This is a genomic window from Actinophytocola sp. (assembly GCF_009379765.1).
Taxonomy (GTDB): domain Bacteria; phylum Actinomycetota; class Actinomycetes; order Mycobacteriales; family Pseudonocardiaceae; genus Actinophytocola.
In genome coordinates, this window is sequence record NZ_WHTD01000251.1 from 1 (window position 1) to 8,456 (window position 8,456).

General features: G+C 70.6%; 6 protein-coding genes and 1 pseudogene. All 7 read right to left on the reverse strand.

Annotation, left to right across the window (positions count from 1 at the left end; translation table 11 throughout):
• Positions 1-714 (reverse strand): MmgE/PrpD family protein (locus tag GEV28_RS40795; protein ID WP_291419523.1); only part of this gene is annotated, 714 nt, incomplete at its 3' end.
• Positions 715-724: 10 nt separating this feature from the next.
• A complete protein-coding gene (locus GEV28_RS40800; protein WP_291419525.1) occupies positions 725-2,350 on the reverse strand; it encodes a thiamine pyrophosphate-binding protein in 1,626 nt (541 codons plus the stop codon).
• On the reverse strand, positions 2,347-3,759 hold the full coding sequence (locus tag GEV28_RS40805) for a TatD family hydrolase (protein WP_291419527.1): 1,413 nt from the start codon (positions 3,757-3,759) through the stop codon (positions 2,347-2,349). Before GEV28_RS40805 ends, GEV28_RS40800 begins: the two co-directional genes overlap by 4 nt.
• Positions 3,760-3,794: 35 nt before the next feature.
• The gene (gene tcuA, locus GEV28_RS40810) at positions 3,795-5,282 is read right to left on the reverse strand and encodes an FAD-dependent tricarballylate dehydrogenase TcuA (protein WP_291419529.1); all 1,488 of its coding nucleotides are present in this window, start codon (positions 5,280-5,282) and stop codon (positions 3,795-3,797) included.
• A 71-nt stretch (positions 5,283-5,353) separates the two neighbouring features.
• Positions 5,354-7,105, reverse strand: coding sequence for a thiamine pyrophosphate-binding protein (locus GEV28_RS40815; RefSeq protein ID WP_291419531.1), 1,752 nt, complete (start codon positions 7,103-7,105; stop codon positions 5,354-5,356).
• Positions 7,102-7,923 carry an NAD(P)-dependent oxidoreductase gene (locus tag GEV28_RS40820; protein WP_291419533.1) on the reverse strand — a complete coding sequence of 274 codons (822 nt, stop codon included), beginning with the start codon at positions 7,921-7,923 and terminating at the stop codon, positions 7,102-7,104. The genes GEV28_RS40815 and GEV28_RS40820 overlap by 4 nt, the downstream gene beginning before the upstream one ends.
• Positions 7,920-8,456 (reverse strand): annotated as a pseudogene (locus GEV28_RS40825) (hypothetical protein); the annotation flags it as partial. The pseudogene GEV28_RS40825 and the gene GEV28_RS40820, both read right to left, overlap by 4 nt.

Consider the following 8,456-nt stretch of genomic DNA (forward strand, 5'->3'; position numbering starts at 1 on the left):
GGCGAGCCCGGCGGCCCCCTCGAGGACGTCCAGTGCGCCGGTGAAGCCCTGCCCGGCGGCGAGGGCGGCCAGGGTGCCAGCCTCGGCCGCGTGCCCGGCATGGAGCGGCTTGCTCATGGAGTCGGACCGGAAGGCCTGCTGCAGCCCCGACGCCATCGTGGTCGCGGTCGCGAGCGCGTGGGCGGTCCTTTCCTCGTCCAGCTCCAGCAGCGTGGCCACGGCCGCGGCCGCCCCGACGGTACCGACGGTTCCGGTGGTGTGCCAGTAGCGGTAGTGGGCCGGCTGCAGCAGCGCGGCCAGCTTGCCGCCCACCTCGTAACCGAGCGCGACGGCGGTCAGGAAGTCCCGACCCGAGCGGTGCAGCTGCTGCGCCACCGCAAGCGCCGCCGCCACCGTCGGCGACCCGGGGTGATAGATGCCGTCGCGGTAGATGTCGTCCATCTCGACGGTGTGCGACGCGGTCGCGTTGATGAGGGCCGCGTTGCGCGCCGAGGTACGGCGACCGTCGACCACCAGCCCGCTGTCCGGGGCACCGTCGCCGCCGGCCGGAACCAGCACGTCGGTGAGGATGCGCGCGGGGGGAAGGACGGCGCCCGCCACCGTCGCCCCCATCCAGTCCAGCACCGCGCGGGACGCGGCCTGCACGGTGCGCTCCTGCAACCCCTTCTCCCGAGTGGCCCGGAGATACTCGGCGACGTGGTGTGCTACGGACACGGTGCTCACCTCAGAACTGGGACTCGTACTGACTCGGGTCGATGTCGGCCTGAACCACCAGCGGTCGGGAGAGGTGTCCCACCCCGTCCATGGCCTTCTCCAGCTCGGAGGCGGTCGAGACCCTGATGCCGTCGCAGTCCATCGCGGCGGCCAGCCCGACGAGGTCCATCCCCTCGATGCGGGTGGCCGTGCTGGGGAGTGACTGCGCCATCTGCTTCAGCTCGATACGGTTCAGGCTGCCGTCGGCGAAGACGACGACGGCGAGGTTCTGTCCTCGGGCCGCCGCGAGCCGCAACTCCGTCGCGGTCATGGCGAAACCCCCGTCACCCACCAGCGCGATGGCCGGCCGGTCCGGTTCCACGATCTGGCTGGAGACGGCGGCGGGCACGCCGAAGCCCATGGACGACAGCCCGTTCGTCATCAGGACACCGCGCGGCTCGTGGGTCGTCCAGCCCTGGCCGACGAGGAGCTTGTGCGATCCCACGTCGCAGGTGACCCGGGTGTCCCGCGGCGCCACCTCGCGCACGACGTCCACCACGTCGGTCGGATTGAGCCGACCCCGCTCGCGGCCGGCGTAGTAGGCGTCGCGCAGGCGAGTGCGGTGCCGGGTCACGTCGCGCTCCGACCAGCGCGACTCCCCGGGCCAGCTCTCTGCCAGCCAGCGCAGCAACCCGCGGACGTCGCCGACCAGCTCGTGCCCGGCGAAGTAGATCTGGTCGGAGTTCTCGACATCGTCGATGTGTACGACCGGTGTCTTCACCGTCCACGGCTTGATCAGCTCGACGGCATCGAAGCCGACGGCGACCACAGTGTCGGCGCCGGCGAGAAGGTCCCAGAGGACGTCGTTGCACGCCATGTCCAGCACGCCGGCGAACAGCGGGTGATCCTCGGGCATGACCCCCTTCGCCATGGGTGAGACCACGACCGGCAGCCCGCCCGTCTCGGCGAGGGTACGGAGCTCGTCGCCGGCCTCCGACCGGACCGCGCCGATCCCGGCGAGGACGACCGGCGACCGTGACGACCGGAGGTGCGAGAGAACCTCGTCAGCCGATCCCCCGAAGATCGAGGGCGCGGCCGCGGACGGGCGAAGCGGGGGGATGCGGACATCGCTGTCGGTCGCGCGCTGCTTGAAAACGTCCCCGGCGCAGGTGAGGTGAACCGATCCCGGCCGGGACGCGCAGGCGAGCCGGATCGCCTTCCGCATCGTCGTACCGACCGCCGACGCCTCGATCCTGCCGGCCCACTTCGTCACCGGCGAGAAGAGCAGCTTGTGGTCCACCACCTGGTGGGTGAAGAATTGTTCCCGGCTGGTCTCGATCTGGCCGGAGATCGCGAGCATGGGGACGCGGTCGAGGTACGCCGCCGCCACGCCGTTGACCAGCGCGGTCGACCCCGGACCGAGCGTGGACAGGCACGCGCCCGGCCGGCCGGTCACCATCCCGGCCGCCTCCGCCATGAAGGCGGCGGTACCCTCGCGCCTGGCCAGGACCACCTGCGTGCCGTTGGCCCGCGCGGCGTCCATGAACTCGATGATCGGGTCGCCGGGATACGCGAAGACCTCGTCGATCCCGGCGGCGCTCAGGTAGGCCGCGACCACCTGCGCGGTGGTGGGGTCCCCGGTCGTCGCCGCGTTCATCGGGCCGCCGGCTGCCCTGCCGTCGCGGGCGTGAGCAGCTGCCCCGAGCCGGGTTCGGCGGTGACCTTGCCGTCCTCCATGATCACCTCGCCGCGCAGGATCGTCATGACCGGCCGGCCCGTGGACGCGAAGCCCTCGCTCGGCATCCAGCCGCACCGGTAGTGGCTGTGCTCGGCCCGCAGGACCTCCTCGTGCTCCATGTCGAGCACCACCAGGTCGGCGTCGGCGCCCGGCATGATCGCGCCCTTCTTCCCGTAGTAGCCGGTGAGCTTGGCCGGACCGGTGCAGCAGAGCTCGATCAGGCGTTCCAGCGTCATCACGCCCTCGTTCACCTTGGTGAGCACGAGCCGGAGGTACTGCTCGATGAACGGGCTGCCACCGGGTGCGGTGTACATGTCGGTCCAGCCGACCTCCTTCTCCTCCTTGGTGTGCGGGCCATGGTCGCTGCCGATGACATCGATGGTGCCGTCCAGGATCGCCTTCCACATGGCCGGGTCGTCGTCCTCCGGCACCCAGAACCCGAGAGCGTACGGGCCCTTCTCCTCGATGTTCTCCCAGCTGTTGGTGACGAACATGGCGAAGGGATTCGCCTCGGCGGTCACCGTCTGGCCGGCCGCCTTGGCGTCGGCCACCATCCGCACCCCCTCCCGGGTGGAGAGGTGGAGGACGTGCAGGCGGGTGCCCGCCGACCTCTGCATCTGCAGGATGCTGGCGATGGCGGTGTTCAACACCACCCCGTCGCCTCCGCGCAGCGCGCGTGCGTAGGAGCGGAAGTCGGTGCCCCACTGCGCGCGGCTCCGCTCGACGAACAGCTCATAGAGGTCGTGGTTGTGCGGGTGCACGTAGAGCGGGAGCCCGGTCTCCGCGACCGCCTCGAACACCCGGTAGAGCACCGCGTCGCTGGTCAGCGACGTGCCCGGCGGGTGCGGGTAGTCGCGCCCGATGTCCTTCATCATCCAGACCTTGAACGCCGTCGCGCCGGCCTCGGCCAGGTCCTTGATGTTCTCCGGCACCACACCGGACGCGTTGTGCCCGAAGTCCACGACCGCCTTCTTCGAGGCGTTCTCCAGATGTGCGCGGAGCCGCTCCGGCGTCGTTGTCGGCGGGTCGACGTTCGGCATGTCGAACACGGTCGTCACGCCGCCCGCCGCCGCCGCGCGGGTGCCGTGCTCGTAGTCCTCCTTGTGGGTGTACCCCGGGTCCCTGAAGTGGCAGTGCGTGTCGATCAGACCCGGGATCACCGGCCGCTCTCCCGCGGTGACGGTCTTGACCGCGGAGACCGCCTCGCCGGCCGGGAGCACGGCCTGGATCGTGCCGTCCTTGACGGCCACCTGCCCGTTCACGGTGCCGTCGGGCGTGTAGATGCGCTGCGAGTGGACGACGAGGTCGTAGGTGGGCGCTTCGGACACGTGAGCTCCTCTGTGATGGTGATCGTGATGCGCCGTCACCGGCGCGCGGCGGTCACGGCTGCCTCTCTTCCCGCGATCCGTCCGAAGACCGCGCCGTTGGTGAGACCGCTGCCTCCCGGGTAGTTGAAGTAGAAGATCCCGCCGACCAGCTCGCCACAGGCGAAGAGACCGGGGATGGGCTCGCCCTCCTCGTCGAACACCTGCGCCGACTCGGAGATCCGGAGACCGCCGAAGGTGAACGTGATGCCGCACGTGACGGCGTAGGCCTCGAACGGCGGTTCGTCGATGCGGTTGGCCCAGTTCGTCTTGTCGGTCGCGAGGCCGCGCGTGCGCCGGCCGTCCTTGCGGTTGGGATCGAACCCGACCGAGTCGTCCACCGCGGCGTTGTACTCGTGAACCGTCCCCAGGGACGCGTCGGGATCGACCCCGTCCATGTTCTTGACCAGGTCCTCAAGAGTGTCCGCGGTCACCTTGGTCACCTGCTTGATCCGGTACTCGTCCCGCAGCAGGTGCACGACCTTCCGGTCGAAGATCTGCCAGGCGATCTGTCCAGGCTGGGCGAGGATCTCGTGGCCGTACTTGGCGTAGGTGTAGTTGCGGAAGTCGGCCCCCTCGTCGAGGAACCGCCGCCCGTCGGAGTTGACCATGATCGAGAAGGGGTAACTGTGCTTCTGGAACCCGTCCCCTACGGCGAGGTCTCCGAACGGCGGGGCGTTGAACTCCCATCCCACCGCGTGCGCGCCCGACCAGTTGCCCCACGGAGCGGCACCGATGTCGAGCGCCATCCGGATCCCGTCGCCGGTGTTGAACCTGGTGCCGCGAACCTTCGCGAGGTCCCACCCCGGCCCGAGGTAGCGGGTACGCCACTCGGGGTTGGCCTCGAAGCCCCCGCAGGCCAGTACCACCGCACCGGCCCGGATGTCCTCGGTCCTGCCCCGCGAGCGGACGGCCACCCCGCGCACCACACCGTCCTCGTGCAGCAACGAGGTCGCGCGCGCGTTGTACCGGACCTCGGCGCCGCCGCTCTCGACGACCTTCATCAGCGCCTCGACGAGGCCCGGCCCGCCGCCGTACGTCTCCAGCGTGAGTCCACCCCAGAACCGGAAGCGTCCGCCCACCTTGAACGCCTGGCGACCGTAGATGGGAAGGAAGCGCACGCCCTTGCCCCACATCCACCGGAGCGTGTCGAAGCTCTGGCTGACCAGGATCTCGGCCAGGTCGGGATCCGCGCGGTGCTCGGTCACCCGCGCGATGTCGTCGAAGTAGGCCTCCTCGGGGTAACTGCCGAAGTCGGTGCTCGCGACGTCCTCGTCCGACAGGTCCGGTACCAGCTCCTTGATGTCCTCCACCCCGTTGTACGCGACCCGCATCGCGCCCGCAGTGTACGTCGAGTTACCGCCGCGCTCCTCGCGCGGGGCACGCTCCAGCACGAGGACCCGCGCACCGTTCTCGAGGGCGGACAGGGCTGCGCACAGGGCGGCGTTGCCCGCGCCGACCACGACCACGTCGTAGGAACCGTCCAACGCATCGCTCCCGTCTCGTCGACCCTGTATCGCACTGTATACGGCCGTACACCCCGACGACAAGGGGCGAGTCACTTGGGTTGGGTCACGAGGTCCACGAGGGCCGGCTGACCGGTCGACGCCACGACGTCCGCGGCCCGACCGATCACCTCGGCGGCCTTGTCCGGGTCCTCGATCGGGCCCTCGGCCCACCAGCCCTGGGCGCGCGCGATGGCGGAGAAGTCTGGCGCCGGCCCGGTGATCTCCATCCCGACGTAGGCGTTCTCGACCGGCCGGCCGCGCTGTCGCGCGACGACCTCCTGGTGCTCCCAGTCGTTGTGGTAGGCGCGGTTGTTGACCATCACGGTCAACATGGGGATCTTGTAGTATGCCGCCACCCAGAGGCTGCCGAGGTCGAACATGAGGTCGCCGTCCGGCTGCAGGTCGACGACGAGCCGGCCGGTTCCGCGGTGCGCCAGGGCCACGCCGAGCGCGATGCCGATCTGGGTGGCGGTCCCGAGCGAGTCTCCCGGATGCCGGTACGCCGCGTCGATGTTCCAGATCCGCCTCGCCCAGCCGCGCGAGGTCCCCGCCGTCAGCACCCAGTCGTAGTCCCGCACAACGTCCCACGTCGCACCGGCCACTGTCGACGTGGCGAGCGGGGTGAGCGAGGCATCGGCATTGCGCTGCTCCTCCCACCGTCGCCGCTGGCGCCGCCCGAGCTCGGCGAGGCGGGCCCGCCAGGCCGCCCCGACGGGCGCGTCCACGGGCGGCCGTCGGGCCACCTCGGTCCGGACCACGTCGACCAGGTGCGGGAGCGCGGCGACGGTGTCGGCCGTGACGTCCGGCGACACCGCCAGCAGCCGCCCGAAGTCGTGCGACCAGCCGCGGACGCCGAGGCTGGAGAACCCCAGCGACATCAGGCGGGTACCGGGACGCAACCGGGAGACCGTCGAACGGCTGGCGGAGTCGACCGCCGTGACGACGGGCTCCGGATCCTTGCAGTCGAGGAAGAGCACGAGGTCCGACTCCTCCACGACTCCCGACACCCCGGTGAGGTTCAGGTCGTGCGGCTGGGGCATCGACAGCCGGTTGCCCGTGTCGACGACGGCGGATCCCACGAGGTCCGCGAGCTCGGGAAGGAGCTCGAAGCAGCGCGGGTCTCGGCCGGCGAACCCCGCCACGATCACCGGGCGCTCGGCGTCGAGCAGTGCCGTCGCGAGTGCGGCCATCGCGTCCCGGTCGCCGGTCGGCGGAGAGGCCGGAGGAAACGCCCCCGGTCCGAGCCAGTCGATCTCGCCGTCCAGCTCCTGCTCCTGCAGGTCCGCGTCGAGCGACACGTAGACCGGCCCGGCGGGGCCGGATCGCGCCACGTTCCACGCCCGAATCAGCGACTCCGGGACGGCGGCCACCGATCGCGGCTCGTCGTCCCACTTGACGTAGTCCCGTACGGCGTTCCCCTGGACGTTGGCGCTGTGGTACCAGTCGATGGACGGGCGCCGCTTCGAGGTGTCCGCGGGTCCGGAGCCGCCGAGCGCCAGGACCGGCACCCGGTCACAGAAGGCGTAGTAGAGCCCCATGGTGGACTGCAGCAGGCCCACCAGGTCGTGCAGGATCACCGCCATGGGCCGGCCGGTCGCCTTGGCGTAGCCGTGGGCCACCCCCACCGCCACCTTCTCGTGCTGGCACGTGAGAATCGACGGCCCGCCGCCGTTCCAGTTCACCAGCGAGTCGTGCAGCCCCCGGAACGACGCTCCCGGGTTGAGACTCGCGTAGGGGACCTTCAGGGCGCGCAGCACCTCCGCCATGAGGTCGGAGCCGTACTCCGGCGCGCGTCCGCTCACCGGATGAGCGACGAATCGATACCCGCCGCGGCCATGAGCGGCTTGACCTGCTCGCGGAGCAGCCCCGCGAGCGGCAGCGTGAGCCCGGCGCGGTCGCCCATCTCCAGGACGATCTGCATGTCCTTGTGCGCCCACGGGATCCGGTGCATGTCGGCCCAGTGGGCGAGCGGCCAGTTGGTCCCGCTCGACCGGAGCAGCGCCGGGATGAGCGCGTCGCTGTTCACACCGTGCAGCTCGCCGAGTCGCAACGCCTCGTGGTCGGCCGCCAGGGCCGCCCAGAGCAGCATGTTGTTCAGCGCCTTGCCGACCATCCCGGCACCGATCGGGCCGAGGTGGAAGATGTCTGCCCCGCACGGCGTCATCGAGGGGCGCACGCGTTCCACGACGTCGGCGTCTCCCCCGACGAGCCACACGAGGTACGCCTCCTCGGCGCCGCGCTCGCCCTGGCACACCGACGCGTCGACGAAGTGGACGTCGCGAGCCGAGCACTCGGCGGCGAGGGCCTTGGCCTGCTCCGGGGTGACCGTGCTGGCGACGACGACCACGTCACTCGCGGACGCGCCGGCGAGAACACCATCGTCGGCCATCAGGGCGGACTCCACCTCGTCGAAGAACCCGGGCATGACGTACGTGATGTCCGAGCGCTCCGCGACCTCCCGGCCCGAACCGGCCGCCGAGCACCCCAAGGCGACGGCGCCCTCGACGGCCTCCCCGCTCGGGTCGTGGACCGTGACCTCAAAGCCCGCGTTCACCATGTGCCCGGACATGGGACGGCCCATGCGTCCCACTCCGATGAAGCCGATCTGTTCCGTGCTCAACTCTCACTCCGCCCTTCGTCTGTACCGCCGCTCGCCACGGGTTTCTTCGGGTGGTCGTAGGAGTGACGCAGGGTCACACCCGCGAACGGGACCTCACCGGCGCGGACGACCAGGTTGTCGAGCGCCTTCTCGAACATGTCCTCGGCCGCGTAGTCGAACGGATCGCCGATCCGCGCCTCCTCGTCGCCTCCCCGTTCGAGCGGGTTCTCGACGTACCACCGGGCGGTCCGGCGTACGGCCTCCTCGTACGGCACCTTGTCGGTGTAGCCGAGCTGGTCGCGGATCTTCGAGCTGTCCAGCAGCTTGTGGTGCGTGGGCGGCGGCCCGTCACCGTATATCGCCTCGAGGTTGCGGCCGACCGCCCAGAAGTAGCCCGGCAGCCCGGCCTCGCGCGGGTAGTTGACCAGACGGACGTCGGCGTCCATGGCCGCCGCCAGCGCCAGCGCGCGCTCGGCGTCGGTCGGTGTCACCTCGTCGGCGACATGGTAGATCTGGCCCGCGGACTCCCGAGGCTTGTCGATCGCGAGCAGCAC